Below are 22,989 nucleotides of genomic sequence, written 5' to 3' on the forward strand. Positions count from 1 at the left end.
CCATCCGCGAAGGCGGCCGTACCGTCGGCGCCGGCATCGTCGCGTCGATCGTCGAGTAATTAGCGGCTGGGCCACCTGGCCCAAGGAAAGGATAGGGACGCCGATCTCGGTGTCCCTCTCGATCTTTGAAACCGGTGGCCCGCTAACGTAACTGAAGGTAATCCGTGTCCCTAAGTGGTGACACGCGGATAACAGACACAAGGATAAAGTCGAATGAACGGCCAGAATATCCGCATCCGCCTGAAGGCGTTCGATCACCGGATTCTCGATGCCTCCACGCGCGAGATCGTATCGACGGCTAAGCGCACCGGTGCAAGCGTCCGGGGCCCCGTTCCGCTTCCGACCCGCATCGAGAAGTTTACGGTCAACCGGTCCCCGCACATCGACAAGAAGAGCCGTGAACAGTTCGAGATGCGCACGCACAAGCGCCTTCTCGATATCGTTGACCCGACCCCGCAGACGGTAGACGCGCTGATGAAGCTCGATCTCGCCGCCGGTGTCGATGTTGAGATCAAGCTCTGAGACCTCGGGTCTTCGGGCTGAGTGAGAAGGATTGAACCGATGCGTTCAGGTGTGATTGCACAGAAGGTGGGAATGACCCGCGTCTATAACGACGCCGGCGAGCATGTCCCGGTAACGGTACTGCGTATGGAAGGCTGCCAGGTCGTGGCCACGCGCACTGTCGAAAAGAATGGCTATACCGCAGTTCAGCTCGGTGCCGGCCAGGCGAAGGTGAAGAACACGTCGAAGGCGATGCGTGGCAATTTTGCCATCGCCAACGTCGAGCCGAAGGCCAAGCTCACTGAATTCCGCGTATCGGAAGATCAGTTGCTCGAGATCGGCACTGAGATCAAGGCGGGTCACTTTGCAGCCGGTCAGCTCGTCGACGTGACGGGCACCACGATTGGTAAGGGTTTTGCCGGCGCTATGAAGCGCCACGGTTTCGGCGGTCTGCGTGCCACGCACGGTGTGTCGGTTTCGCACCGTTCGCACGGTTCGACCGGCTCGCGCCAGGATCCGGGCAAGGTTTTCAAGAATAAGAAGATGGCTGGTCACATGGGCCAGACGCGCGTCACGACGCAGAACCTGGAAGTGGTTTCGACCGACGAAGATCGTGGTCTGATCCTGATCAAGGGTGCTGTTCCTGGTTCCAAGGGTGCTTGGATCATCGTGCGCGACGCCGTCAAGTCGGCCGCGAAGTAAGGGAGCCAGATCAATGGAATTCAACGTCAAGACCCTCGAGGGAAAAGACGCCGGGAAGGTTTCCCTTTCGGACGCGATTTTCGGCCTCGAGCCCCGTGAAGACATTCTCGCCCGCGTCATCCGCTGGCAGCTTGCCAAGAAGCAGCAGGGCACGCACAAGGCTAAGGGCCGCGCTGAAGTTTCGCGCACCGGCGCCAAGATGTACAAGCAGAAGGGTACGGGCCGCGCCCGCCACCATTCGGCTCGCGCTCCGCAGTTTCGCGGCGGCGGCAAGGCTCACGGCCCGGTCGTCCGCAGCCACGAGCACGATCTTCCGAAGAAGGTTCGTGCACTCGGCCTTCGCCACGCCCTTTCGGCCAAGATCAAGGCCGATGACGTCATCGTCATCGACAACCTGGTTGCCACCGAAGCCAAGACCAAGGCTCTCGCGTCCGTTTTCGAGACGCTCGGCCTGACCAACGCCCTCTTCATCGGCGGCGCAGAGCTTGACGGCAACTTCAAGCTCGCAGCTCAGAACATCCCGAACATCGATGTTCTGCCGATCCAGGGCATCAACGTTTACGACATCGTGCGCCGCGGCAAGCTCGTGCTTTCCAAGGCTGCGGTTGAAGCGCTAGAGGAGCGATTCAAGTGACCGATCTTCGCCACTACGATGTGATCGTCTCTCCGGCGATCACCGAAAAGTCCACGCTGGTATCCGAAAACAACCAGGTTGTTTTCAATGTCGCCAAGCAGGCGACGAAGCCGGAAATCAAGGCTGCGGTCGAGGCGCTGTTCGGCGTCAAGGTCACGGCTGTCAACACTCTGCTGCGCAAGGGCAAGACCAAGCGGTTCCGCGGTTTCGTCGGCAAGCAGAAGGACGTGAAGAAGGCTGTTGTGACGCTGGCTGAAGGCCAGACGATCGACGTCTCCACCGGTCTCTGAGGTATAAGAAAATGGCATTGAAAACATTCAATCCGATCACCCCGAGCCAGCGCCAGCTGGTCATCGTCGACCGCTCGGCCCTCTACAAGGGCAAGCCGGTCAAGGCGCTGACGGAAGGTCTGACCAAGAGCGGCGGTCGTAACAACCTCGGCCGCATCACCGCCCGCTTCATCGGCGGCGGTCACAAGCGCACCTATCGTCTGATCGACTTCAAGCGTCGCAAGTTCGACGTCGAAGGCACGGTCGAGCGTATCGAATACGATCCGAACCGCACGGCTTTCATCGCGCTGGTGAACTATACTGACGGCGAGAAGGCTTATATCCTCGCTCCTCAGCGCCTCGCTGCCGGTGACAAGGTCATCGCTTCCGAGAAGGCTGTCGACGTCAAGCCCGGCAACACCATGCCGCTGCAGTTCATCCCGGTCGGCTCCATCATCCACAATGTGGAAATGAAGCCGGGCAAGGGTGGTCAGATCGCTCGCTCCGCCGGTGGCTACGCACAGCTCGTCGGCCGTGACCAGGGCATGGCGATCCTTCGCCTGAACTCCGGTGAACAGCGTCTCGTTCATGGCTCGTGCCTTGCTTCGATCGGCGCGGTCTCCAACCCTGATCACGCCAACATCAACGACGGCAAGGCCGGTCGTACCGTTTGGCGCGGCAAGCGTCCGCATAACCGTGGTGTCGTCATGAACCCGGTCGACCATCCGCACGGCGGTGGTGAAGGCCGCACCTCCGGTGGTCGCCATCCGGTGACACCGTGGGGCAAGCCGACCAAGGGCAAGCGCACCCGGTCGAACAAGTCGACCGACAAGATGATCATGCGCTCGCGTCATCAGCGTAAGAAGTAAGAGAGGAAGTCTCCAATGGCTCGTTCAGTATGGAAAGGTCCGTTCGTTGACGGCTATCTTCTCAAGAAGGCTGAGAAGGTTCGTGAAGGCGGTCGTAGTGAAGTGATCAAGATCTGGAGCCGTCGCTCCACGATCCTGCCGCAGTTCGTCGGTCTCACCTTCGGCGTCTACAACGGCAGCAAGCATATCCCGGTCAGCGTCAATGAAGACATGGTCGGCCACAAATTCGGTGAATTCTCTCCGACCCGCACCTACTACGGTCACGGCGCGGACAAGAAGGCGAAGAGGAAGTAACAATGGGCAAGGCAAAAGCCGAACGCCGGCTGAAGGACAACGAGGCGCAAGCAGTCGCCCGCACGCTCCGCGTCAGCCCCCAGAAGCTCAACCTGGTTGCTGCGGCTATCCGTGGCAAGAAGGTCGAGCGCGCACTCGCTGAGCTGGAGTTCTCCCGCAAGCGCATCGCAGGCGCCGTCAAGAAGACGCTCGAATCTGCGATCGCCAACGCCGAGAACAACCATGATCTCGACGTCGACTCGCTGGTCGTCGCCGAGGCCTATGTCGGCAAGTCGATCGTCATGAAGCGTTTCCACGCTCGTGGCCGCGGTCGCGCGTCGCGCATCGAAAAGCCCTTCGCGCACCTGACGATCGTCGTTCGTGAAGTGCAGGCAGCAGAGGAGGCCGCATAATGGGTCAGAAAATCAATCCAATCGGTTTCCGCCTCGGCATTAACCGTACCTGGGATAGCCGCTGGTTTGCGGACAATGCCGAGTACGGCCAGCTGCTGCACGAAGACCTGAAGATGCGCAAGTTCGTCATGAGCGAACTGAAGCAGGCCGGGATCTCCAAGGTGGTCATCGAGCGTCCGCACAAGAAGTGCCGCGTCACGATCCACTCGGCACGTCCGGGCTTGATCATCGGCCGCAAGGGCGCAGACATCGACAAGCTCCGCAAGAAGCTGTCGGAGATGACGAATTCGGAAACGCACCTCAACATCGTCGAAGTGCGCAAGCCCGAAGTCGATGCGACGCTGGTCGCTCAGTCGATCGCCCAGCAGCTCGAGCGCCGCGTGGCTTTCCGCCGCGCCATGAAGCGCGCCGTTCAGTCTGCGATGCGTCTTGGCGCCGAAGGCATCAAGATCACCTGCGCCGGCCGTCTCGGTGGCGCTGAAATCGCCCGTACGGAATGGTACCGCGAAGGTCGTGTGCCGTTGCACACGTTGCGCGCCGACATCGACTACGGCACGGCTGAAGCAGAAACCGCATTCGGCATCTGCGGCATCAAGGTCTGGATCTTCAAGGGCGAAATCCTTGAGCACGATCCGATGGCTTCCGAGCGCCGTGCGATGGAAGGTGACGCCCAGGGTCCGGCAAGCCGTGATCGTGACCGCGACAGAGACCGTCGCCGCGACAACGCTTGATAGCGCGCGTGGCAGAGAAGTTCGGAGAATAAGAAAATGTTGCAGCCAAAGCGTACCAAGTACCGCAAGCAGTTCAAGGGCCGCATCAAGGGCGTCGCCAAGGGCGGTTCTGACCTGGCATTCGGCGAATTCGGCCTGAAGGCACAGGAACCCAACCGCGTCAACGCGCGCGAGATCGAAGCGGCCCGCCGCGCGATCACGCGTTATATGAAGCGCGCCGGCCGTGTATGGATCCGCGTGTTCCCGGACGTTCCGGTAACCGCAAAGCCGACCGAAGTCCGCATGGGTAAGGGTAAGGGCTCCGTTGAATACTGGGCATGCAAGGTCAAGCCCGGCCGTATGATGTTCGAGATCGACGGTGTCAGCGAAGAAATCGCCCGTGAGGCGCTTCGCCTCGGCTCTGCCAAGCTCTCGGTCAAGACGCGCTTCGTTCAGCGCATTGCAGAGTAAGGGATTGAGCTCATGAAAGCCTCAGATGTTCGCGGGTTCACCGCCGACCAACTTAAGGACGAGCTTGCCAAGCTGAAGAAGGAGCAGTTCAACCTGCGCTTCCAGAAGGCGACCGGCCAGCTCGAAAAGTCCTCGCGCATCAACGAAGTCCGCAAGGACATCGCCCGCGTGAAAACCATTGCCCGCCAGAAGGCGGCAGAAGTTAAGGCCTAAAGGAAGAAAAATATGCCGAAGCGCATCCTGCAGGGCGTCGTCGTTGGCGACAAGAACGAGAAGACGGTAGTGGTTCGTGTCGAGCGTCGTTTCGCTCACCCGCTGCTCCAGAAGACCGTTCGTCGTTCCAAGAAGTACAAGGCCCACGACGAGAACAACCAGTACAAGATTGGCGATACCGTATCCATCGAGGAATGCGCGCCGATCTCCAAGGACAAGCGCTGGACGGTGATTTCCGCCCAGGGCCAGTAACAGAATTTTGTGCGAGGCCTTGCGTCTCGCCGAAATATCTGTATGAAGCAGCGTCAGAACGCTCGAAAGCCGGGCGTTCTTTTGCTTTGAGCGCACGGAAGGTCCCGTTTGGGAAACCACCCTGGCACGATCGATCCCGCGCTATTCAGCTATTGCCGCGTCTGTGCTGCCGTTATGGCAGCTCGGCCGGCGAAAATTTTCATAAGCCGGAGTAGGGGGCTAGCCCAACCATTCCGGTAAAACAAGAAGGCGACCTGATATGATTCAGATGCAAACAAACCTCGACGTCGCGGATAATTCCGGCGCACGTCGTGTCATGTGCATCAAGGTGCTGGGCGGCTCGAAGCGCAAGTATGCCTCGATCGGCGACGTCATCGTCGTTTCGATCAAGGAAGCGATCCCGCGCGGCCGTGTGAAGAAGGGTGACGTGATGAAGGCGGTTGTCGTTCGCACCGCCAAGGATATCCGTCGTCCGGATGGCTCCGTCATCCGCTTCGACACCAACGCAGCAGTCCTCATCGACAACAAGAAAGAGCCGATCGGCACCCGTATCTTCGGACCGGTTCCGCGCGAACTTCGCGCCAAGAACCACATGAAGATCATCTCGCTGGCTCCCGAAGTACTGTAAGGAGCGAAGCGATGCAGAAGATTCGTAAGGGCGACAAGGTCGTCATGCTCGCTGGCAAGGACAAGGGCCGTACCGGCGAAGTTGTCCAGGTCATGCCGAAGGAAGATCGTGCCGTTGTTCGTGGCGTCAACGTCGTCAAGCGCCACCAGCGCCAGACGCAGACCCAGGAAGCCGGCATCATCAACAAGGAAGCCCCGGTTCACCTGTCCAACGTTGCAATCATCGACAAGGACGGCAAGCCGACCCGCGTCGGTTTCAAGGTTGTTGACGGCAAGAAGGTCCGTGTGGCCAAGCGTTCTGGAGAAGTGATCGATGGCTGAGGCAAAATATGAGCCGCGGCTCAAGAAGGAATATGTCGAGCGCATCCGCAAGGCGATGCAGGAGCAGTTCTCCTACGCCAACGAGATGATGATCCCGAAGCTCGACAAGATCGTGATCAACATGGGTGTCGGCGAAGCGACCGCTGACTCGAAAAAGCCGACGGTAGCTGCCGCCGACCTCGCAGCGATCGCCGGCCAGAAGCCGGTCATCACCCGCGCACGCAACTCCATCGCAGGCTTCAAGGTCCGCGAACAGATGCCGATCGGCGCGAAGGTCACCCTGCGCGGCGCCCGCATGTACGAGTTCCTGGACCGTCTCGTGAACATCGCGCTCCCGCGCGTTCGCGACTTCCGCGGCCTGAACCCGAAAAGCTTTGACGGCCGTGGCAACTTCGCCATGGGCATCAAGGAGCACATTGTGTTCCCTGAGATCAACTACGACAAGGTTGATCAGATGTGGGGCATGGACATCATCGTTTGCACGACGGCGACGACCGACGACGAAGCGCGGGCTCTTCTGAAAGAGTTCAGCTTCCCGTTCCGTCAATAACCGTAACGACGAGCGTAGAAAAGGAACCTGACATGGCGAAGACAAGCGCAGTTGAAAAGAACAAGCGCCGCCGTACTACGGTCGCCAACCAGGCCGCTAAGCGGGCTGCGTTGAAGGCGATCATCATGAACCAGGCTCTTCCGATCGAAGAGCGGTTCAAGGCCTCGATCAAGCTGGCATCCCTGCCGCGTGATGGATCGAAGACCCGTATTCGCAACCGTTGCGAAGTTTCGGGGCGTCCGCGCGCATATTACCGCAAACTCCGCATGTCGCGTATTGCGCTGCGTGAACTCGGCAATCTCGGCAAGGTGCCGGGTATCGTCAAGTCGAGCTGGTAAGGAGCAGGTTACATGACAATGACTGATCCGTTGGGCGATATGCTCACTCGCATCCGTAACGGCGCTTCCCGCCGCAAGTCGTCGGTTTCGACGCCTGCTTCGAAGCTCCGTGCACGTGTTCTCGATGTTCTGCAGTCCGAAGGCTACATCCGTGGCTATTCCGTTGTCGATTTCGGCAATGGCAAGTCGGAACTCAGCATCGAGCTGAAATATTATGAAGGCGCATCGGTGATCCGTGAGATCGGCCGTGTGTCCAAGCCGGGCCGCCGGGTTTATGTCTCGGTCAAGTCCATTCCGCAGGTCGCGAACGGTCTCGGCATCACCATCCTTTCGACTCCGAAGGGTGTGATGGCCGATCACCAGGCTCGCGAACAGAACGTTGGTGGCGAGGTTCTTTGCTCGGTCTTCTAAGATCGGGCAGGGATCTCCATAGCGAACAGACAGGATTGAAACATGTCTCGTATCGGTAAAAAGCCCGTTCAGGTGCCTGCTGGGATCACGGCTACGGTCGATGGCCAGAAGGTGACTGCAAAGGGCCCGAAGGGCGAGCTGTTTTTCGTTGCTAACGACGAAATCAGCCTCAAGCTTGAAAATAACGCCGTCGTCGTGACGCCGGTGAACCAGAGCAAGGATGCGCGCGCAAAGTGGGGCATGTCCCGCACGATGATCGAAGGCATCTTCAAGGGCGTCAAGGACGGTTTCGAGCGCAAGCTTGAAATCAACGGCGTCGGTTACCGCGCCGCCATGCAGGGCAAGAACCTGCAGCTGGCCCTCGGTTTCAGCCACGACGTGATCTACGAGCCGCCGGTCGGTATCTCGATCGTTGTTCCGAAGCCGACGGAAATCGTCGTCAGCGGCATCAACAAGCAGCAGGTCGGTCAGGTTGCCGCCGAAATCCGCGAATATCGCGGTCCCGAGCCCTACAAGGGCAAGGGCGTCAAGTACGCTGACGAGCGGATCGTCCGCAAAGAAGGCAAGAAGAAGTAAGGATCACGCGAAATGGCTAGCAGGAAAGAAGCACTTGCACGTCGTGCCAACCGCGTGCGCCGTCATCTCAAGTCGGTGGCCAATGGCCGTCCGCGCCTGTCGGTTCATCGCTCCTCGAAGAACATCTACGCCCAGGTCATCGATGACGTGGCCGGCAAGACGCTTGCGTCTGCCTCCACCCTCGAGAAGGATCTGCGCGGTTCTCTGAAGACCGGTGCCGATACCGCCGCCGCTGCCGTAGTGGGTAAGCTCCTCGCAGAGCGCGCCTCCAAGGCCGGTGTTACGGAAGTCGTGTTCGACCGTGGCGCCTTCATCTATCACGGCCGCATCAAGGCTCTCGCCGAAGCGGCCCGCGAAGGCGGTCTCACCTTCTGATCAGTTTCCGGCCGGCCTCAAGCGCCGGCCGGATTTTCGCCGGACCGCAGGCACTCTCCGAAAGGGGAGGCTGATGCGGTCCACATTTGTTTGCCGATTGCACCCGGAAAAGAAAAAGGAAGAGGACAATGGCACAGGAAAGAAGGCCGCAGCGGGACGACCGCCAGAGCCGTGAAGAGCGCGATAGCGAATTCGTCGACAAGCTTGTCGCGATCAACCGCGTCGCCAAGGTCGTCAAGGGCGGCCGTCGTTTCGGTTTCGCAGCACTCGTCGTCGTCGGCGACCAGAAGGGCCGCGTCGGCTTCGGCCATGGCAAGGCACGTGAAGTGCCGGAAGCTATCCGCAAGGCAACCGAAGCCGCCAAGCGCGAACTGATCTTCGTACCGCTGCGTGACGGCCGTACGCTGCATCACGACGTCCATGGCCGCCATGGCGCCGGCAAGGTTCTGCTGCGCTCGGCCAAGGTCGGTACCGGCATCATCGCCGGCGGTCCGATGCGCGCCGTATTCGAGACGCTCGGCATGCACGACGTCGTCGCCAAGTCGACCGGTTCGTCGAACCCCTACAACATGGTTCGCGCCACCTTCGACGCTCTGAAGCACCAGGTTCACCCGAAGGACATCGCAGCTCAGCGCGGCATCAAGTATGCAACGCTGCAGGCTCGTCGTGGCGCCTCCGGCAACGCCTCTGAAGAATAAGAGGAGTTTGACAGATGGCCAAGGCTACTAAGAAGGCTGAAGCGAAGACTGTCACGATCGAACAGATCGGCAGCCCGATTCGCCGTCCGGATGTCCAGCAGCGCACGCTGATCGGTCTCGGACTGAACAAGATGCACCGTCGCCGCACGCTGGAGGATACTCCTTCCGTTCGTGGCATGATCCGTGCTGTCCAGCATCTCGTTCGCGTCGTCGACGAGAAGTGAGACGGAGGAAACGCTCATGAAACTCAATGAAATTAAAGACAACGAAGGCTCGACCCACAGCCGCAAGCGCCTCGGCCGCGGTATCGGCTCGGGCTCGGGCAAGACTGGTGGTCGCGGCGTGAAGGGTCAGAAGTCCCGTTCGGGCGTCGCCATCAACGGCTTCGAAGGCGGCCAGATGCCGATCTATCGTCGCCTGCCGAAGCGCGGCTTCAACAACATTTTCGCTTCTGATTTTGTTGTCGTATCGCTGGCCCGTATCCAGACGGCGATCGACGCCGGTAAGCTCGATGCCAAGACGACCGTTGACGCAGCTGCCCTCAAGGCTGCTGGTGTCATCCGCCGCGTCAAGGATGGCGTTCGCGTTCTCGCCGACGGCGAGATCAAGGCCAAGATCACCATCGTCGTTGCAGGCGCCTCCAAGCCTGCTGTCGAGAAGATCGAAAAGGCCGGCGGCACCGTGACGCTGCTTTCGGCTCCGGCTGCAGCCGAATAATAATCTGATGATATCTCGCCCGGGGTGCTTCACACCGGGCGATTTTGCTCCCATATGTGGGCCTCACAAAAACTTGGCTGGCGCGCCCGCGTCATGCCGGTAAGACTCGAATACAAGGGTGAGGCATGGGGTTGCGTTGCAATCCGTCCTGAGCCCGGTTTTGAATAATTTCATACTGATTCCGGGTCCGGCCTGTCCCCCAGAGACGCCGGAATTGGTAGCGCGGAGAAACGCATGGCTTCTGCAGCGGAACAATTGGCATCCAACCTCAATTTCTCGACCTTCGCCAAAGCCGAGGATTTGAAGAAGCGCTTGTGGTTCACACTGGCAGCTCTCCTCGTCTACCGACTCGGCACGCATATTCCGCTTCCGGGTCTCAATCCCGAAGCCTATGCCCAGGCTTTCCGCGGCCAGGCAGGCGGCATTCTCGGCCTTTTCAACATGTTTTCGGGCGGCGCCGTTGAGCGCATGGCAATCTTCGCGCTCGGCATCATGCCCTATATCTCTGCCTCGATCATCGTTCAGCTGATGACCTCGGTCGTGCCGGCGCTCGAAAACCTCAAGAAGGAAGGCGAGCAGGGCCGTAAGATCATCAATCAATATACCCGCTACGGTACCGTTATCCTGGGCGCGCTGCAGGCCTATGGCATTGCCGCCGGCCTTGAGAGCGGCCAGGGCTTGGTCGTCGATCCGGGCTGGTTCTTCCGCGTCTCCACCGTTCTGACGCTGCTCGGCGGCACGATGTTCCTGATGTGGCTCGGCGAGCAGATCACCTCGCGCGGCATCGGCAACGGCATCTCGCTGATCATCTTCGCCGGCATCGCCGCCGGCCTTCCCACAGCCCTTGCCGGCACGCTTGAACTCGGCCGCACCGGTGCGCTGTCGACCCCGCTGATCCTGCTCGTGATCATCGTCGCGATCGCCGTCATTGCCATCATCGTATTTGTCGAGCGCGCCCAGCGCCGGCTGCTGATCCAGTATCCGAAGCGCCAGGTCGGCAACCGGATGTTCCAGGGCGATACGTCTCATCTGCCGTTGAAACTCAACACATCAGGTGTCATTCCGGCAATCTTCGCATCGTCGCTGCTGCTTCTGCCGGCAACGATTGCAGGCTTTGCCAGCACCACGGCAATGCCCTCCTGGGCGACATCGATCGTCGCGGCCCTCGGTCATGGCCAGCCACTTTATATGGTGCTCTATGCGGCGTTGATCGCCTTCTTCGCCTTCTTCTATACTGCTATTGTCTTCAATCCGAAGGACACGGCTGACAATCTGAAGAAGCATGGTGGCTTCATTCCCGGCATCCGTCCGGGCGAGCGCACCGCCGAATATATCGACTACGTGCTCACCCGAATCACTGTGATCGGCGCACTCTATCTGGTCTTCGTCTGCATCCTTCCGGAGATATTGGTGTCGCAAACCGGCATTCCATTAGCCCTTGGTGGGACTTCGCTTTTGATCGTGGTTAGCGTAACTCTTGATACGGTTGCACAGATCCAGGGTCACCTGATCGCGCAGCAATACGAGGGCCTGATCAAGAAATCGAAGTTGCGTGGAGGAAAGAGGGGGCGATGAGACTTATCCTTTTGGGGCCGCCGGGCGCGGGTAAGGGAACCCAGGCCCAGCGGATCGTGGAAAAGCACGGCATTCCGCAGCTTTCCACGGGGGACATGCTGCGTGCAGCGGTTAACGCCGGCACCGATGTCGGCAAGCGTGCGAAGGCTGTCATGGACGCCGGCAAGCTCGTCTCGGATGAGATCGTTATCGCCATTGTTTCCGAGCGTATCGATCAACCCGATTGCGCCAACGGCTTCATCCTCGACGGCTTCCCCAGGACGCTCGTCCAGGCGGACGCCACCGAGGCGATGCTGAAGGCGAAGGGTCTCGACCTTTCGGTCGTCATCGAATTCCGTGTCAATGACGACGAGCTGGTTCGTCGCGTTGCCGGTCGCTACTCCTGTGCACAGTGCGGCAGCGTCTATCATGATACCGATAAGGTTCCGGCTGCCGAGGGTGTGTGCGACAAGTGCGGTTCCACTCACTTCAAGCGCCGTCCTGATGACACTCCGGAGACCATGACGGCTCGGCTGCAGGTTTACTACAAGGAGACCTCACCGCTGATCGGCTATTACCATGCCAAGGGCAAACTCAAGTCTGTGGACGGGATGGCGGAGATCGATCAGGTGACCGCCGAGGTCGAAAGCATTCTTTCCAAGTTTTAAGGCTTTGAAAATAAACTTGGCGGGACGGTTGCTTTTCAGCAGTGATTCCGCTAAACACCGCGCCAACTCGCGACATTCCATGCGATCGGCGCGGATTTCCCAGGGAAGTCCGGGTGCGGTCGTTTTGACATGTTGCGGACGTAAATCTGAACGGGCGGTTCTCAAGAGCCGCATAACGAAGCCCACTTGCCGGATGGCAACTGGAATGCAAGGAGAACAGGCGTGGCACGTATCGCTGGCGTCAACATCCCGACTGCGAAGCGCGTTGTTATTGCGCTGACCTACATTCACGGGATCGGTCCGAAATTCGCACAGGAAATCGTCGAAAAGGTCGGTATCCCGGCCGAACGTCGTGTGCATCAGCTGACGGACGCGGAAGTCCTTCAGATCCGCGAAGCCATCGACCGCGACTATCAGGTCGAAGGCGATCTTCGTCGCGATACCGCGATGAACATCAAGCGCCTGATGGACCTCGGCTGCTACCGCGGCCTGCGTCATCGCCGCGGCCTTCCGGTCCGCGGTCAGCGCACGCATACCAATGCCCGCACCCGCAAGGGTCCGGCAAAGGCAATCGCTGGCAAGAAGAAGTAATTTCCGGGAAACCGGGGTGGGGAGGCTGGCGGTCTGCGCCGGCCTCTTTTGAGTTTGGAGCGGGACCATATAGGCGCCGTTCCGGTGTAGCCGCTGGCATTACGGCGGTGAAGAGATCAACGAAAGGAATACCATGGCTAAGGAAGCCGTCCGCGTTCGCCGTCGCGAGCGCAAGAATATCTCGTCGGGTGTCGCTCACGTCAACTCGACCTTCAACAACACGATGATCACCATCACCGATGCGCAGGGCAATGCGATCGCCTGGTCGTCGGCTGGCGCCAAGGGCTTCAAGGGCTCGCGCAAGTCGACCCCGTTCGCTGCCCAGATCGCTGCCGAAGACTGCGCCAAGAAGGCCCAGGAGCACGGCATGAAGTCGCTGGAAGTCGAAGTCTGCGGTCCGGGTTCGGGTCGCGAATCGGCTCTGCGCGCGCTCCAGGCTGCAGGTTTCATGATCACGTCCATCCGCGACGTGACCCCGATCCCGCACAATGGCTGCCGTCCGCGCAAGAAGCGCCGCGTCTGATCATCGCTCTCGTCACCGGTGAGCGCCTGCGCGCTCCCGGTGGTTTTCAAGCTCGGTTGCCACGATTGGATGGTGGCAACGAACGGAAGGCAAACTCATGATTCAGAAGAACTGGCAGGAACTGATCAAGCCGAACAAGGTGGAGTTCTCCTCGAGCTCGCGCACCAGGGCGACGCTTGTCGCCGAACCGCTGGAGCGCGGCTTCGGACTCACCCTCGGCAACGCGCTTCGCCGCGTTCTGCTCTCCTCGCTGCGCGGTGCTGCCGTCACGGCGGTGCAGATCGATGGCGTGCTGCACGAATTCTCCTCGATTCCGGGCGTCCGCGAAGACGTGACGGACATCGTGCTCAACATCAAGGAAATCGCCATCAAGATGGATGGCGACGACGCAAAGCGCATGGTCGTGCGTAAGCAGGGCCCGGGTGTTGTCACGGCTGGCGACATTCAGACGGTCGGCGATATCGAAATCCTCAACCCCGAGCATGTCATCTGCACGCTCGATGAGGGCGCCGAGATCCGCATGGAGTTCACCGTCAATAACGGCAAGGGCTACGTTCCGGCCGAACGCAATCGTGCGGAAGATGCTCCGATCGGTCTCATCCCGGTCGACAGCCTCTATTCGCCGGTCAAGAAGGTGTCCTACAAGGTTGAAAATACCCGCGAAGGACAGGTTCTCGACTACGACAAGCTGAACATGACCATCGAAACCGATGGCTCGATCACCGGCGAAGACGCCGTCGCTTTTGCGGCGCGCATCCTCCAGGATCAGCTTGGCGTCTTCGTCAACTTCGACGAGCCGCAGAAGGAAACCGAAGAGGAAGCAGTCACCGAACTCGCTTTCAACCCGGCTCTCCTGAAGAAGGTGGACGAACTCGAACTGTCGGTCCGTTCGGCAAACTGCCTGAAGAACGACAACATCGTCTACATCGGCGACCTCATTCAGAAGACCGAAGCAGAAATGCTCCGCACACCGAATTTTGGTCGCAAGTCGCTGAACGAAATCAAGGAAGTTCTCGCTTCCATGGGCCTGCACCTCGGCATGGAAGTGCCGGCATGGCCGCCCGAGAACATCGAAGATCTCGCCAAGCGTTACGAAGATCAATACTGAAAAAACAAAAGGCAGGCTCTTTCGGCTGCCTTTCCCCGTCAAACAGCAGGCCGATCGCCTGTATGTGCCAGGAAACGGCAGGCCCACTTAGCGTAAGGGCACCTGCATTAAAGGAGAATAGCAATGCGCCATGGTAAAGCCGGCCGCAAGCTGAATAGAACTGCAAGCCACCGCAAGGCGATGTTCGCCAATATGGCGGCTTCGCTGATTACCCACGAGCAGATCGTCACGACCCTGCCGAAGGCCAAGGAAATCCGTCCGATCGTCGAGAAGCTCGTCACGCTCGGCAAGCGCGGCGACCTGCATGCTCGCCGTCAGGCGATCTCGCAGATCCGCGATGCCGCTGTCGTCTCGAAGCTGTTCGACACGATCGCGACGCGCTACGCCACCCGCAACGGCGGCTACCTGCGCATCATGAAGGCCGGCTTCCGCCAGGGCGACAATGCCGCCATGGCTGTGATCGAATTCGTTGACCGCGATGCCTATGCCAAGGGCGCTGCCGACAAGGCCCGCGTCGCTGCAGACGAGCAGGCCGTCGCCGCTTAAATCCTCCGCCCCGGCGGAAACAGAACAGCCGGGCTGCAAAGCCCGGCTGTTTTTTGTTTGTGATATAGTGACGGGACCGGTCCATTGCGCAAAATCATTCAGGCTCGCTCTCCGCAGTTCCTTCGTCTCGCCGCCCTGATTCTTGTTATCGTTCTCGGGCTGGTGCTCCGCAGGTTTGGTTATGCGGCCGATCTGCCTTTCATCGTCGTCAAATATGGTGGATCGGCACTCTGGGGAGCGATGGTCTATCTGCTCGTGGCGCTCATTGCGGCAGGGTCACGGCCAGCAGCAATTGCTGTCACAGCGCTGTTCATAGCGATTTCAGTGGAATTGTTCCGGCTCTATCACACGCCCTGGCTCGATGCGTTTCGGCTGACCACGGCAGGCGCCCTGCTGCTTGGTCGGGTCTTTTCGCTTTGGAACATGCTGGCTTATGCAATCGGCATCGCCGCGGCCTGCATCTTCGATCCTGTGCGTCGTTGATGCATTCTCGCCGGTCGCTCGCTTACGCCTCAGAAGCCGAAGCCACCGCGCGATTGCGCGGCCGCCCTTGACCCTTCTTCCGGCTGCGTGCGATCGGCCGGTAGGAGCGGTAGAGGATCAGCGCGATGATCAGCCCGACATAGATATATTGCTCGAGGTCGAGGATTTTGGTCGAGAGCGCGAAGTGCAGCGCCCCGCAGGCGGCGATGATGTAGACGAGGCGATGCAGCCAGATCCAATTCTTGCCGAGGCGACGGATCGAGAGATTGTTGGATGTCAGCGCCAGCGGAATGAGCATCGCAAGACCTGCCATGCCGAACATGATGAAGGGGCGCTTCAGCACGTCGTTGATGACGGCAGCAATATCCATCGCCTGGTCGAGCACCATGTAGACGGTGAAATGCATCAGCGCGTAATAGAAGGTCAGCAGGCCAAGCGCGCGGCGATAGCGCAGATAGTTCCAGCCGAAGAGCTCACGGGCAGGGGAAACGGCAAGTGTTGCGATCAGGAAACGGATCGTCCAGATGCCGAGGAAGAGCTCGAAGGTCTTGACCGGATCGGCGCCGAGCTGGTCGGTCGCACCGAGATAGAAAGTCCAGGCCGCAGGCACGAGCCCGACGACATAAAGCAGCCAGACGGAGGCGGGCTGCCAGCGCTTCGGGATGGCGAGCGACAGTTCAGCCATCAGAAATTCGCCTTCAGGTCCATGCCGGCATAAAGGCTCGCCACCTCGTCGGCATAACCGTTGAAGGGCAGGGTGGGGTGGCGGCTCGCGCCGAAGAAGCCACTTTCGCCGATGCGCCGTTCGGTCGCCTGGCTCCAGCGCGGATGGTCGACCGCTGGATTGACGTTGGCGTAGAAGCCGTATTCCTGCGGATTGGTGACCTGCCAGGTATTCTTGGGCTGCTGGTCGGTGAGCGTGATCCTGACGATCGATTTGATGCCCTTGAAGCCATATTTCCACGGCACGACCAGGCGGATCGGCGCGCCGTTCTGGTTCGGCAGGGTTTCGCCATAGAGCCCGACGGCCAGCAGCGTCAGCGGATGGCCCGCCTCATCCAGGCGCAGGCCCTCGACATAGGGCCAGTCGAGCGATTGGAAGAAGCCTTTCTGCCCAGGCATCTCCTCCGGTCGCACGACGGTTTCGAAGGCAACGTATTTGGCGCTACCGAGTGGCTCCACCTTGTCGAGCAGCGATGCCAGCGGAAAGCCGTCCCACGGGATGACCATGGACCAAGCCTCGACGCAGCGCATCCGGTAGGTGCGCTCCTCGATCGGGAATTCCTTCATCAGCGCCTCGAGGTCGAAGGTGCCTGGCTTGTTGACCATGCCGTCGACCTTGATCGTCCAGGGCAGCGGCTTGAAATCGCCGGAAAGAGCTGCGGGATCGCCCTTGTCGAGGCCGAACTCATAGAAATTATTGTAGGTCGTGACGTCCTTGATCGGCGTCGGTTTCTCGTCGACCTTGTACTTGCTCTCAACGGCGGAGAGGGCCGCAGCACTCGCCTTGCCGGCGCTGTACAGCCCCATGGCGCCAAGCGCTGCCGCGCCGAGGAATTCACGACGGCGCACATAGATCTGGCGTGGCGTGATCTCCGATGACGCGATCTTCGGTGGGCGATAGCTTGGCATGTCGAAACCTCCTCGGCGGATATCCTGAAATATAGCCCTTAAACGAACCGCCGGCATGTCTAGATTAGTGTCTAAGCCTTGAATATTGCTGACGGGAAGCCAATTTTTTGTGTTCGGTCGTGATGGAATAGGCTGTAACAAAACGCCGCGTCGAACCGTATATGATCGATGGGCCTCGTGGCGCATCTCCCCGGCGTACCGGATTTGGGCTTCCCGGTAGTGACAGCCCCCGTCGATTGGATTAGGACAATTCCAAAAAGCAGCGTTTGCCCGGTCCGCAGGCTCCATGCCGCCCGGTTTCGCCTGATAATTCCGACACGTCGAGGAAGACACCGATGCCAGTTTATCGTTCCAGAACCACGACCCATGGCCGCAACATGGCGGGCGCCCGCGGCCTTTGGCGCGCGACGGGCATGAAGGATTCGGATTTCGGCAAGCCGATCATCGCGGTGGTGAATTCCTTCACCCAGTTCGTGCCCGGCCATGTGCACCTGAAGGACCTTGGCCAGCTCGTTGCCCGCGAAATCGAGGCGGCCGGCGGTGTTGCCAAGGAGTTCAACACGATCGCCGTTGATGACGGCATCGCCATGGGCCATGACGGCATGCTCTATTCGCTGCCCTCGCGGGAGCTGATCGCCGACAGCGTCGAATACATGGTCAATGCCCATTGCGCCGACGCCATGGTCTGCATCTCCAACTGCGACAAGATCACCCCCGGCATGCTGATGGCGTCGCTGCGCCTCAATATCCCGACCGTCTTCGTCTCGGGCGGTCCGATGGAGGCCGGCAAGGTCGTGCTGCATGGCAAGACGCATGCGCTTGACCTCGTCGATGCCATGGTCGCCGCAGCCGATGACAAGATCAGCGACGAGGACGTCCAGACCATCGAGCGCTCTGCCTGTCCGACCTGCGGCTCCTGCTCCGGCATGTTCACCGCCAACTCGATGAACTGCCTGACGGAAGCGCTCGGCCTGTCGCTGCCCGGCAACGGCTCGACGCTTGCCACCCACGCCGACCGCAAGCGCCTTTTCGTCGAGGCCGGCCATCTGATCGTCGATCTCGCCCGCCGTTACTACGAGCAGGACGACGTCAAGGCGCTGCCGCGCACCATCGCCTCCAAGCAGGCCTTCGAGAATGCCATGGCGCTCGACATCGCCATGGGCGGTTCGACCAATACGGTCCTGCATATCCTTGCTGCCGCCCATGAAGGCGAGATCGATTTCACCATGACCGATATCGATGCGCTGTCGCGCCGGGTGCCGTGCCTGTCGAAGGTCGCCCCCGCCAAGAGCGATGTGCACATGGAAGACGTCCACCGCGCCGGCGGCATCATGTCGATCCTCGGCGAACTCGACAAGGGCGGTCTCTTGAACCGCGATTGCCCGACCGTGCATGCCGAGACACTGGGCGATGCGATCGATCGCTGGGATATCACCCGCACCAACAGCGAAACCGTTCGCAACTTTTATCGTGCCGCACCCGGTGGCATCCCGACCCAGGTCGCCTTCAGCCAGGAAGCGCGTTGGGATGATCTCGACACCGACCGTGAAAACGGCGTCATCCGCTCGGTCGAGCATCCCTTCTCCAAGGATGGTGGCCTTGCCGTGCTCAAGGGCAACCTTGCGATCGACGGCTGCATCGTCAAGACCGCCGGCGTCGATGAATCGATCCTGAAGTTCTCCGGCCCGGCTCGCGTCTTCGAAAGCCAGGATGCGTCGGTCAAGGCGATCCTTGCTAACGAGGTGAAGGCCGGCGACGTCGTCGTCATCCGCTACGAAGGCCCGAAGGGCGGCCCGGGCATGCAGGAAATGCTCTATCCGACGAGCTATCTGAAGTCGAAGGGCCTCGGCAAAGCCTGTGCGCTGATCACCGACGGCCGCTTCTCCGGCGGCACCTCCGGCCTGTCGATCGGCCACGCGTCGCCGGAAGCGGCAAATGGCGGCACGATCGGCCTGGTGCGTGAAGGTGACATGATCGACATCGACATCCCCAACCGCACCATCAGCCTGCGTGTCAGCGAGACCGAACTCGCCGCCCGCCGCGCCGAACAGGACGCCAAGGGTTGGTATCCCACAGAAGTCCGTAAGCGCAATGTCACGACCGCGCTGAAGGCCTACGCCGCCTTCGCAACGAGCGCGGATCGCGGCGCCGTGCGCGATCTGAACGCGCGGTAGGTCATTGCACCTACGACCCGCTGATTAAGAGTCAGCTGCTCTTTCAACCGGTCGCTTTCAAAGCGGCCGGTTGATGTTTTTATAAGACTCGCCGAGCTGCTTCAGCCGCTCGTCATAGGCTGCCTTGATGCAAGTTGCATCTGCCCCGCATTCCTGCCGTTTCTTCAGCCAAGCCGTCTGTTCGTCCTGCAATGTTCCGCGCGAACCCATCGCCAGCAGGCCGGAGAGCAGCTCGAAGGTCGTCACCATCTTCACATCGGCGTCGTTGAGTGCGCGGTTGTCGCAGATCGCTTTTTCATCCGCCTTCAATTCTTTCGAATCGCAATCGAAGCTTGCTGCCTGTGCCAGGTTCGCTGCAATAAGCAGGATCGCAAAGCCGAGGCCCGTTGTCGTCGTTCTTGTCATGATCATTCATATATTCCTATTGCTGCCGGTCAGGCTAGCTTCCGCAGTCCCAGAGCCAGGAAGATGATGCAGATGAGCCAGACGGCAAGGATGAAGATCAGTCCGACCCGGCTGGAGGGACGCTCAATGCGCCTTGTCGCCTCCGTACGAAGCTCGTTCATCACCTCTACTGGCACGAGCCGGATCGCCAGCATGATACCGAGCGGTACGATGAGGAGGTCGTCGAGATAGCCGAGGATGGGGATGAAATCGGGGATGAGATCGATGGGCGATAGCGCGTAGGCGGCAACGGCGCCGGCCGCCGCTTTGGCATGCCACGGCACGCGGGGATCGCGGGCGGCAAGCCATAGGGCGACGATGTCACGCTTCAGTGACTTTGACCAGATTTTGGCTTTTGATATCAGTTGCATGGCCAATCTTCCTGAATCAAATTCACAATGACTTCAACCGGTTTCCAAGACGCCCTCTCGCCTTGTTCTTCCATGCTTCCGCCCTCTTTCCTTTCTAGCGTCGGGCCGCAGAACAGGATGAATTTTGGGCCGGTCGGTCTAAAATCTGAATCCTGTTCGCAATTAGATAGTTAGAGCATGATGTCGTCCGAAAACCGCTCACACTTTTCGGCATCATGCTCTAAAACGTTCCTCAAGAGGATTCAAAAGGGATACCCATGCAAGGCCTGTTCAAGCGCGCCTCCGTCTCGCTATTCGCTCTCATACTCGTTCTGCCGCTTGCTGCCCATGCGCAGACGGCAAAGACCGTACCCGAGAGCCAGATGCAGATGCAGCTCTCCTTCGCGCCGCTCGTCAAACAGACGTCAGGCGCCGTCGTCAACGTTTATGCGGAAAAGACCGTCCAGCGGCAGTCGCCCTTTGCCGGCGATCCTTTCTTCGAGCAATTTTTCGGCCAGCAGATGCCGAACCGTTCGGAGAAGCAGTCTTCGCTCGGCTCCGGCGTCATCGTCGAGGCGAACGGCACTGTCGTGACCAACAATCACGTCATCGAGGGCGCCGACGATATAAAGGTGGCGCTCTCGGACGGCCGCGAATTCCCCTGCAAGGTGGTGCTGCGCGACGACCGTGTCGATCTTGCCGTGCTGAAGATCGACGCCAAGGAAAGCTTTCCAACATTGCCGATTGGCAATTCCGATACGGTCGAGGTCGGTGATCTCGTGCTGGCGATCGGCAATCCCTTCGGTGTCGGCCAGACGGTAACGAGCGGGATCGTCTCGGCGCTTGCCCGCAACCAGGTGATCAAGAACGAGTTCGGCTTCTTCATCCAGACCGATGCCTCGATCAACCCCGGCAATTCCGGCGGCGCCTTGATGAATATGAAGGGCGAGCTGATCGGTATCAACACGGCGATCTTCTCGCGCGGCGGCGGATCGAACGGCATTGGTTTCGCCATCCCCGCCAATCTGGTCAAGGTCTTCCTCACGTCTGCCGATGCGGGCGTTAAATCTTTCGAGCGGCCCTATGTCGGCGCAAGCTTCGATGCAGTGACCTCGGAAGTGGCTGAGGCGCTGGGGCTTAACAAGGCCCGCGGCGCGCTCGTCGTCAAGGTTTCGGAAGGTGGGCCGGCCGCCAAGGCCGGACTGAAGGCCGGCGAAATCGTCACCGCCGTCGACGGAATTTCCGTCGAGCATCCGGATGCGTTGCTCTACCGGCTGACGACGGCCGGTCTCGGCAATTCGGTCAAGCTCACCGTCATCGAAAACGGCCGCGAGGAGCAACTGCCGCTGACGCTCGCCCGCGCCCCGGAAACCTCGCCGCGCGACCAGCGCACCATCGGCGGACACACGCCGTTTACCGGTGCCGTCGTCGAGAACCTGTCGCCGCGGGTCGCCGACGAGCTGCGCATGCCGCCGGAATCGGCGGGCGTCGTCGTATCCGAGGTGAAGGAGGATTCGCCTGCTGCCCGTCTCGGTTTCGAACCGAAGGATATCATCGTCTCGATCAACGGCGCCGACGTGAAGACGACCAGCGAACTGTCCGAAATCGCCGATAGCGACCCCGGCCTGTGGCGGGTCGAGATCGAGCGTGACGGCCAGCGCATCCGGCAATTCTTCCGATGAGCAACGATCTCTTCGCGCCGCGCGTTCCGGAGGAGGTCGCCGCCAGGCGGCCGCTTGCCGACCGGCTGCGGCCGAAGACGCTTGCCGATGTCACCGGTCAGGAACACTTGACCGGTGAGGATGGCGTGCTGAAAAGGATGATCGAAAGCGGCTCGCTTGGCTCGATGATCTTCTGGGGGCCGCCCGGCACCGGCAAGACGACGGTGGCACGGCTGCTTTCGGGCGAGGCGGGCTTGGCCTTCGAGCAGATATCGGCGATCTTTTCCGGCGTCGCCGATCTGAAGAAGGTATTCGAGACAGCCCGTTTGCGCCGTATGGACGGCCGTCAGACGCTGCTCTTCGTCGATGAGATCCATCGTTTCAACCGCGCCCAGCAGGACAGTTTCCTGCCCGTCATGGAGGATGGCACCGTCATCCTCGTCGGCGCCACCACCGAGAACCCTTCCTTCGAGCTCAACGCCGCTCTGCTGTCGCGGGCCCGTGTGCTCACCTTCAAGTCGCATGACGAGGAGAGCCTCGAGGAACTGCTGAAGCGTGCCGAGGCGATCGAGCAGAAGCCGCTGCCGCTGACGGAGGATGCCCGTGCCAGCTTGGTGCGCATGGCCGATGGCGATGGCCGCGCGGTGCTGACGCTCGCCGAAGAAGTCTGGCGCGCGGCGCGCGAAGGCGAGAGCTTCGACACAGAAGGCCTGACGCGCATTGTCCAGCGCCGTGCCCCGGTCTACGACAAGGCGCAGGATGGCCACTACAATCTGATCTCGGCACTGCATAAATCCGTACGCGGCTCGGATCCAGATGCCGCGCTCTATTATCTCGCCCGCATGTTCGATGCCGGCGAGGACCCGCTCTATCTCGGCCGGCGGCTGGTGCGCATGGCGGTGGAGGATATCGGTCTTGCCGATCCGCAGGCACTGGTGATCTGCAATGCCGCCAAGGATGCCTATGAGTATCTCGGCTCGCCGGAAGGCGAACTGGCGCTTGCCCAGGCCTGCGTCTATCTCGCCACCGCGCCGAAATCGAATGCCGTCTACACCGCCTTCAAGGCGGCAAGCCAGGCGGCAAAGCAGAACGGCTCGTTGCTGCCGCCGAAGCATATCCTCAATGCGCCGACCAAGCTGATGAAGGGCGAAGGTTACGGTGAGGGCTATCGTTACGACCACGACGAGCCGGATGCCTTTTCCGGCCAGGATTATTTCCCGGAAAAGATGGGCCGCCAGATCTTCTATGATCCGCCGGAACGCGGCTTCGAGCGCGATATCCGCAAGCGGCTGGAATGGTGGGCGAAGCTTCGCAAGGAGCGCAATCCGCGCTGAA

The 22,989-nt window shown here is 60.3% G+C and carries 35 protein-coding genes and 1 tRNA gene; 31 read left to right on the forward strand and 5 right to left on the reverse strand.

Translation table 11 applies throughout. The annotated features are described in order from the left end of the window. Window positions 1–213 precede the first annotated feature (213 nt). The 28 genes from rpsJ to G9X64_RS15545 all read left to right on the forward strand — a co-directional run bounded on the left by rpsJ (window position 214) and on the right by G9X64_RS15545 (window position 15,393). Window positions 214–522 carry a 30S ribosomal protein S10 gene (gene rpsJ, locus G9X64_RS15410; RefSeq protein WP_003547547.1) on the forward strand — a complete coding sequence of 103 codons (309 nt, stop codon included), beginning with the start codon at window positions 214–216 and terminating at the stop codon, window positions 520–522. 39 nt (window positions 523–561) lie between these two features. After that, complete coding sequence (gene rplC, locus G9X64_RS15415; RefSeq protein WP_018067989.1) at window positions 562–1,203, forward strand: 50S ribosomal protein L3; 642 nt, start codon at window positions 562–564, stop codon at window positions 1,201–1,203. 13 nt (window positions 1,204–1,216) lie between these two features. Next, window positions 1,217–1,837, forward strand: coding sequence for a 50S ribosomal protein L4 (gene rplD / locus G9X64_RS15420; RefSeq protein WP_003573800.1), 621 nt, complete (start codon window positions 1,217–1,219; stop codon window positions 1,835–1,837). Next, window positions 1,834–2,127, forward strand: coding sequence for a 50S ribosomal protein L23 (locus tag G9X64_RS15425; protein ID WP_003547550.1), 294 nt, complete (start codon window positions 1,834–1,836; stop codon window positions 2,125–2,127). Before rplD ends, G9X64_RS15425 begins: the two co-directional genes overlap by 4 nt. Before the next feature lie 11 nt (window positions 2,128–2,138). After that, a complete protein-coding gene (rplB, locus tag G9X64_RS15430; RefSeq protein WP_168313201.1) occupies window positions 2,139–2,975 on the forward strand; it encodes a 50S ribosomal protein L2 in 837 nt (278 codons plus the stop codon). 15 nt (window positions 2,976–2,990) lie between these two features. Next, a complete protein-coding gene (gene rpsS, locus G9X64_RS15435) occupies window positions 2,991–3,269 on the forward strand; it encodes a 30S ribosomal protein S19 (RefSeq protein ID WP_003547552.1) in 279 nt (92 codons plus the stop codon). A gap of 2 nt (window positions 3,270–3,271) precedes the next feature. Further along, a complete protein-coding gene (gene rplV / locus G9X64_RS15440; protein ID WP_003547553.1) occupies window positions 3,272–3,661 on the forward strand; it encodes a 50S ribosomal protein L22 in 390 nt (129 codons plus the stop codon). Further along, window positions 3,661–4,392 (forward strand): 30S ribosomal protein S3, encoded by a 732-nt coding sequence (gene rpsC / locus G9X64_RS15445; RefSeq protein WP_003547554.1) that lies wholly within the window; start codon window positions 3,661–3,663, stop codon window positions 4,390–4,392. Before rplV ends, rpsC begins: the two co-directional genes overlap by 1 nt. A 36-nt stretch (window positions 4,393–4,428) precedes the next feature. Continuing rightward, on the forward strand, window positions 4,429–4,842 hold the full coding sequence (gene rplP, locus G9X64_RS15450; RefSeq protein ID WP_003573792.1) for a 50S ribosomal protein L16: 414 nt from the start codon (window positions 4,429–4,431) through the stop codon (window positions 4,840–4,842). A 12-nt stretch (window positions 4,843–4,854) separates the two neighbouring features. Further along, window positions 4,855–5,055, forward strand: coding sequence for a 50S ribosomal protein L29 (rpmC, locus tag G9X64_RS15455; protein WP_003547556.1), 201 nt, complete (start codon window positions 4,855–4,857; stop codon window positions 5,053–5,055). Window positions 5,056–5,067: 12 nt separating this feature from the next. After that, window positions 5,068–5,307, forward strand: coding sequence for a 30S ribosomal protein S17 (gene rpsQ, locus G9X64_RS15460; protein WP_003573791.1), 240 nt, complete (start codon window positions 5,068–5,070; stop codon window positions 5,305–5,307). Between the two features lie 259 nt (window positions 5,308–5,566). After that, window positions 5,567–5,935 (forward strand): 50S ribosomal protein L14, encoded by a 369-nt coding sequence (gene rplN, locus G9X64_RS15465; protein ID WP_003573790.1) that lies wholly within the window; start codon window positions 5,567–5,569, stop codon window positions 5,933–5,935. Between the two features lie 11 nt (window positions 5,936–5,946). Then, on the forward strand, window positions 5,947–6,255 hold the full coding sequence (gene rplX / locus G9X64_RS15470) for a 50S ribosomal protein L24 (protein ID WP_003547559.1): 309 nt from the start codon (window positions 5,947–5,949) through the stop codon (window positions 6,253–6,255). Beyond that, a complete protein-coding gene (gene rplE, locus G9X64_RS15475) occupies window positions 6,248–6,805 on the forward strand; it encodes a 50S ribosomal protein L5 (RefSeq protein WP_003573788.1) in 558 nt (185 codons plus the stop codon). Before rplX ends, rplE begins: the two co-directional genes overlap by 8 nt. A gap of 32 nt (window positions 6,806–6,837) precedes the next feature. After that, complete coding sequence (rpsN, locus tag G9X64_RS15480) at window positions 6,838–7,143, forward strand: 30S ribosomal protein S14 (RefSeq protein ID WP_003573787.1); 306 nt, start codon at window positions 6,838–6,840, stop codon at window positions 7,141–7,143. Window positions 7,144–7,155: 12 nt separating this feature from the next. Beyond that, a complete protein-coding gene (rpsH, locus tag G9X64_RS15485; RefSeq protein ID WP_003547562.1) occupies window positions 7,156–7,554 on the forward strand; it encodes a 30S ribosomal protein S8 in 399 nt (132 codons plus the stop codon). Between the two features lie 42 nt (window positions 7,555–7,596). Beyond that, entirely contained in the window at window positions 7,597–8,130 is a 534-nt protein-coding gene (gene rplF, locus G9X64_RS15490) for a 50S ribosomal protein L6 (RefSeq protein ID WP_168313200.1), read from the forward strand. A gap of 12 nt (window positions 8,131–8,142) precedes the next feature. Beyond that, complete coding sequence (gene rplR, locus G9X64_RS15495; RefSeq protein WP_018241643.1) at window positions 8,143–8,505, forward strand: 50S ribosomal protein L18; 363 nt, start codon at window positions 8,143–8,145, stop codon at window positions 8,503–8,505. Window positions 8,506–8,633: 128 nt separating this feature from the next. Beyond that, complete coding sequence (gene rpsE / locus G9X64_RS15500; RefSeq protein WP_017963908.1) at window positions 8,634–9,203, forward strand: 30S ribosomal protein S5; 570 nt, start codon at window positions 8,634–8,636, stop codon at window positions 9,201–9,203. A gap of 14 nt (window positions 9,204–9,217) precedes the next feature. Continuing rightward, a complete protein-coding gene (gene rpmD / locus G9X64_RS15505) occupies window positions 9,218–9,427 on the forward strand; it encodes a 50S ribosomal protein L30 (protein ID WP_003547566.1) in 210 nt (69 codons plus the stop codon). 16 nt (window positions 9,428–9,443) lie between these two features. Then, window positions 9,444–9,920, forward strand: a complete 477-nt coding sequence (gene rplO / locus G9X64_RS15510; protein WP_003547567.1) for a 50S ribosomal protein L15 — start codon at window positions 9,444–9,446, stop codon at window positions 9,918–9,920. Between the two features lie 234 nt (window positions 9,921–10,154). Further along, window positions 10,155–11,495, forward strand: a complete 1,341-nt coding sequence (gene secY / locus G9X64_RS15515; RefSeq protein WP_131664196.1) for a preprotein translocase subunit SecY — start codon at window positions 10,155–10,157, stop codon at window positions 11,493–11,495. Then, window positions 11,492–12,142, forward strand: a complete 651-nt coding sequence (locus tag G9X64_RS15520) for an adenylate kinase (protein ID WP_168313198.1) — start codon at window positions 11,492–11,494, stop codon at window positions 12,140–12,142. Before secY ends, G9X64_RS15520 begins: the two co-directional genes overlap by 4 nt. Before the next feature lie 222 nt (window positions 12,143–12,364). Further along, a complete protein-coding gene (rpsM, locus tag G9X64_RS15525) occupies window positions 12,365–12,733 on the forward strand; it encodes a 30S ribosomal protein S13 (RefSeq protein WP_003573772.1) in 369 nt (122 codons plus the stop codon). Window positions 12,734–12,866: 133 nt separating this feature from the next. Further along, a complete protein-coding gene (rpsK, locus tag G9X64_RS15530; RefSeq protein ID WP_003547577.1) occupies window positions 12,867–13,256 on the forward strand; it encodes a 30S ribosomal protein S11 in 390 nt (129 codons plus the stop codon). Window positions 13,257–13,353: 97 nt separating this feature from the next. After that, entirely contained in the window at window positions 13,354–14,364 is a 1,011-nt protein-coding gene (locus G9X64_RS15535; RefSeq protein WP_003547579.1) for a DNA-directed RNA polymerase subunit alpha, read from the forward strand. Between the two features lie 123 nt (window positions 14,365–14,487). Next, window positions 14,488–14,910 carry a 50S ribosomal protein L17 gene (gene rplQ / locus G9X64_RS15540; RefSeq protein ID WP_168313197.1) on the forward strand — a complete coding sequence of 141 codons (423 nt, stop codon included), beginning with the start codon at window positions 14,488–14,490 and terminating at the stop codon, window positions 14,908–14,910. A gap of 84 nt (window positions 14,911–14,994) precedes the next feature. After that, the gene (locus G9X64_RS15545) at window positions 14,995–15,393 is read left to right on the forward strand and encodes a ribosomal maturation YjgA family protein (protein WP_171376888.1); all 399 of its coding nucleotides are present in this window, start codon (window positions 14,995–14,997) and stop codon (window positions 15,391–15,393) included. A gap of 22 nt (window positions 15,394–15,415) precedes the next feature. Here G9X64_RS15545 and msrQ read toward each other — a convergent pair whose 3' ends face one another. Then, a complete protein-coding gene (gene msrQ, locus G9X64_RS15550) occupies window positions 15,416–16,078 on the reverse strand; it encodes a protein-methionine-sulfoxide reductase heme-binding subunit MsrQ (RefSeq protein ID WP_168313195.1) in 663 nt (220 codons plus the stop codon). Further along, window positions 16,078–17,025: a protein-methionine-sulfoxide reductase catalytic subunit MsrP gene (msrP, locus tag G9X64_RS15555; protein ID WP_168313194.1), complete on the reverse strand. Its 948-nt coding sequence runs from the start codon at window positions 17,023–17,025 to the stop codon at window positions 16,078–16,080. Before msrP ends, msrQ begins: the two co-directional genes overlap by 1 nt. Before the next feature lie 335 nt (window positions 17,026–17,360). On the opposite strand from msrP, the gene ilvD reads away from it, so the two are divergent. Continuing rightward, a complete protein-coding gene (gene ilvD / locus G9X64_RS15560; protein WP_168313193.1) occupies window positions 17,361–19,199 on the forward strand; it encodes a dihydroxy-acid dehydratase in 1,839 nt (612 codons plus the stop codon). On the opposite strand, the gene G9X64_RS15565 is transcribed toward ilvD, so the two are convergent. The 3 genes from G9X64_RS15565 to G9X64_RS15575 form a co-directional block, all read right to left on the reverse strand. Continuing rightward, a tRNA-Lys gene (locus G9X64_RS15565) sits at window positions 19,169–19,267 on the reverse strand. The genes ilvD and G9X64_RS15565 overlap by 31 nt on opposite strands. Then, complete coding sequence (locus G9X64_RS15570) at window positions 19,257–19,610, reverse strand: lysozyme inhibitor LprI family protein (RefSeq protein ID WP_168313192.1); 354 nt, start codon at window positions 19,608–19,610, stop codon at window positions 19,257–19,259. Before G9X64_RS15570 ends, G9X64_RS15565 begins: the two co-directional genes overlap by 11 nt. Before the next feature lie 23 nt (window positions 19,611–19,633). Continuing rightward, on the reverse strand, window positions 19,634–20,014 hold the full coding sequence (locus G9X64_RS15575) for a YkvA family protein (protein ID WP_168313191.1): 381 nt from the start codon (window positions 20,012–20,014) through the stop codon (window positions 19,634–19,636). A gap of 257 nt (window positions 20,015–20,271) precedes the next feature. Between G9X64_RS15575 and G9X64_RS15580 the strand changes: the two genes are divergently transcribed. Beyond that, complete coding sequence (locus tag G9X64_RS15580; RefSeq protein ID WP_168313190.1) at window positions 20,272–21,675, forward strand: DegQ family serine endoprotease; 1,404 nt, start codon at window positions 20,272–20,274, stop codon at window positions 21,673–21,675. Beyond that, on the forward strand, window positions 21,672–22,988 hold the full coding sequence (locus tag G9X64_RS15585; RefSeq protein WP_168313189.1) for a replication-associated recombination protein A: 1,317 nt from the start codon (window positions 21,672–21,674) through the stop codon (window positions 22,986–22,988). Before G9X64_RS15580 ends, G9X64_RS15585 begins: the two co-directional genes overlap by 4 nt. The last annotated feature ends 1 nt before the right edge of the window (window position 22,989 follow it).

It is taken from the genome of Rhizobium sophorae, assembly GCF_013087515.1.
GTDB lineage: Bacteria > Pseudomonadota > Alphaproteobacteria > Rhizobiales > Rhizobiaceae > Rhizobium > Rhizobium sophorae.

What these genes read in the sequence shown, in the direction of transcription:
- rpsJ (WP_003547547.1), top strand. Translation starts at nt 214, where the DNA reads ATGAACGGCCAGAATATCCGCATCCGCCTGAAGGCGTTCGATCACCGG.
- rplC (WP_018067989.1), top strand. Translation starts at nt 562, where the DNA reads ATGCGTTCAGGTGTGATTGCACAGAAGGTGGGAATGACCCGCGTCTAT.
- rplD (WP_003573800.1), top strand. Translation starts at nt 1,217, where the DNA reads ATGGAATTCAACGTCAAGACCCTCGAGGGAAAAGACGCCGGGAAGGTT.
- rplB (WP_168313201.1), top strand. Translation starts at nt 2,139, where the DNA reads ATGGCATTGAAAACATTCAATCCGATCACCCCGAGCCAGCGCCAGCTG.
- rpsS (WP_003547552.1), top strand. Translation starts at nt 2,991, where the DNA reads ATGGCTCGTTCAGTATGGAAAGGTCCGTTCGTTGACGGCTATCTTCTC.
- rplV (WP_003547553.1), top strand. Translation starts at nt 3,272, where the DNA reads ATGGGCAAGGCAAAAGCCGAACGCCGGCTGAAGGACAACGAGGCGCAA.
- rpsC (WP_003547554.1), top strand. Translation starts at nt 3,661, where the DNA reads ATGGGTCAGAAAATCAATCCAATCGGTTTCCGCCTCGGCATTAACCGT.
- rplP (WP_003573792.1), top strand. Translation starts at nt 4,429, where the DNA reads ATGTTGCAGCCAAAGCGTACCAAGTACCGCAAGCAGTTCAAGGGCCGC.
- rpmC (WP_003547556.1), top strand. Translation starts at nt 4,855, where the DNA reads ATGAAAGCCTCAGATGTTCGCGGGTTCACCGCCGACCAACTTAAGGAC.
- rpsQ (WP_003573791.1), top strand. Translation starts at nt 5,068, where the DNA reads ATGCCGAAGCGCATCCTGCAGGGCGTCGTCGTTGGCGACAAGAACGAG.
- rplN (WP_003573790.1), top strand. Translation starts at nt 5,567, where the DNA reads ATGATTCAGATGCAAACAAACCTCGACGTCGCGGATAATTCCGGCGCA.
- rplX (WP_003547559.1), top strand. Translation starts at nt 5,947, where the DNA reads ATGCAGAAGATTCGTAAGGGCGACAAGGTCGTCATGCTCGCTGGCAAG.
- rplE (WP_003573788.1), top strand. Translation starts at nt 6,248, where the DNA reads ATGGCTGAGGCAAAATATGAGCCGCGGCTCAAGAAGGAATATGTCGAG.
- rpsN (WP_003573787.1), top strand. Translation starts at nt 6,838, where the DNA reads ATGGCGAAGACAAGCGCAGTTGAAAAGAACAAGCGCCGCCGTACTACG.
- rpsH (WP_003547562.1), top strand. Translation starts at nt 7,156, where the DNA reads ATGACAATGACTGATCCGTTGGGCGATATGCTCACTCGCATCCGTAAC.
- rplF (WP_168313200.1), top strand. Translation starts at nt 7,597, where the DNA reads ATGTCTCGTATCGGTAAAAAGCCCGTTCAGGTGCCTGCTGGGATCACG.
- rplR (WP_018241643.1), top strand. Translation starts at nt 8,143, where the DNA reads ATGGCTAGCAGGAAAGAAGCACTTGCACGTCGTGCCAACCGCGTGCGC.
- rpsE (WP_017963908.1), top strand. Translation starts at nt 8,634, where the DNA reads ATGGCACAGGAAAGAAGGCCGCAGCGGGACGACCGCCAGAGCCGTGAA.
- rpmD (WP_003547566.1), top strand. Translation starts at nt 9,218, where the DNA reads ATGGCCAAGGCTACTAAGAAGGCTGAAGCGAAGACTGTCACGATCGAA.
- rplO (WP_003547567.1), top strand. Translation starts at nt 9,444, where the DNA reads ATGAAACTCAATGAAATTAAAGACAACGAAGGCTCGACCCACAGCCGC.
- secY (WP_131664196.1), top strand. Translation starts at nt 10,155, where the DNA reads ATGGCTTCTGCAGCGGAACAATTGGCATCCAACCTCAATTTCTCGACC.
- G9X64_RS15520 (WP_168313198.1), top strand. Translation starts at nt 11,492, where the DNA reads ATGAGACTTATCCTTTTGGGGCCGCCGGGCGCGGGTAAGGGAACCCAG.
- rpsK (WP_003547577.1), top strand. Translation starts at nt 12,867, where the DNA reads ATGGCTAAGGAAGCCGTCCGCGTTCGCCGTCGCGAGCGCAAGAATATC.
- G9X64_RS15535 (WP_003547579.1), top strand. Translation starts at nt 13,354, where the DNA reads ATGATTCAGAAGAACTGGCAGGAACTGATCAAGCCGAACAAGGTGGAG.
- rplQ (WP_168313197.1), top strand. Translation starts at nt 14,488, where the DNA reads ATGCGCCATGGTAAAGCCGGCCGCAAGCTGAATAGAACTGCAAGCCAC.
- msrQ (WP_168313195.1), bottom strand. Translation starts at nt 16,078, where the DNA reads ATGGCTGAACTGTCGCTCGCCATCCCGAAGCGCTGGCAGCCCGCCTCC.
- msrP (WP_168313194.1), bottom strand. Translation starts at nt 17,025, where the DNA reads ATGCCAAGCTATCGCCCACCGAAGATCGCGTCATCGGAGATCACGCCA.
- ilvD (WP_168313193.1), top strand. Translation starts at nt 17,361, where the DNA reads ATGCCAGTTTATCGTTCCAGAACCACGACCCATGGCCGCAACATGGCG.
- G9X64_RS15570 (WP_168313192.1), bottom strand. Translation starts at nt 19,610, where the DNA reads ATGATCATGACAAGAACGACGACAACGGGCCTCGGCTTTGCGATCCTG.
- G9X64_RS15575 (WP_168313191.1), bottom strand. Translation starts at nt 20,014, where the DNA reads ATGCAACTGATATCAAAAGCCAAAATCTGGTCAAAGTCACTGAAGCGT.
- G9X64_RS15580 (WP_168313190.1), top strand. Translation starts at nt 20,272, where the DNA reads ATGCAAGGCCTGTTCAAGCGCGCCTCCGTCTCGCTATTCGCTCTCATA.
- G9X64_RS15585 (WP_168313189.1), top strand. Translation starts at nt 21,672, where the DNA reads ATGAGCAACGATCTCTTCGCGCCGCGCGTTCCGGAGGAGGTCGCCGCC.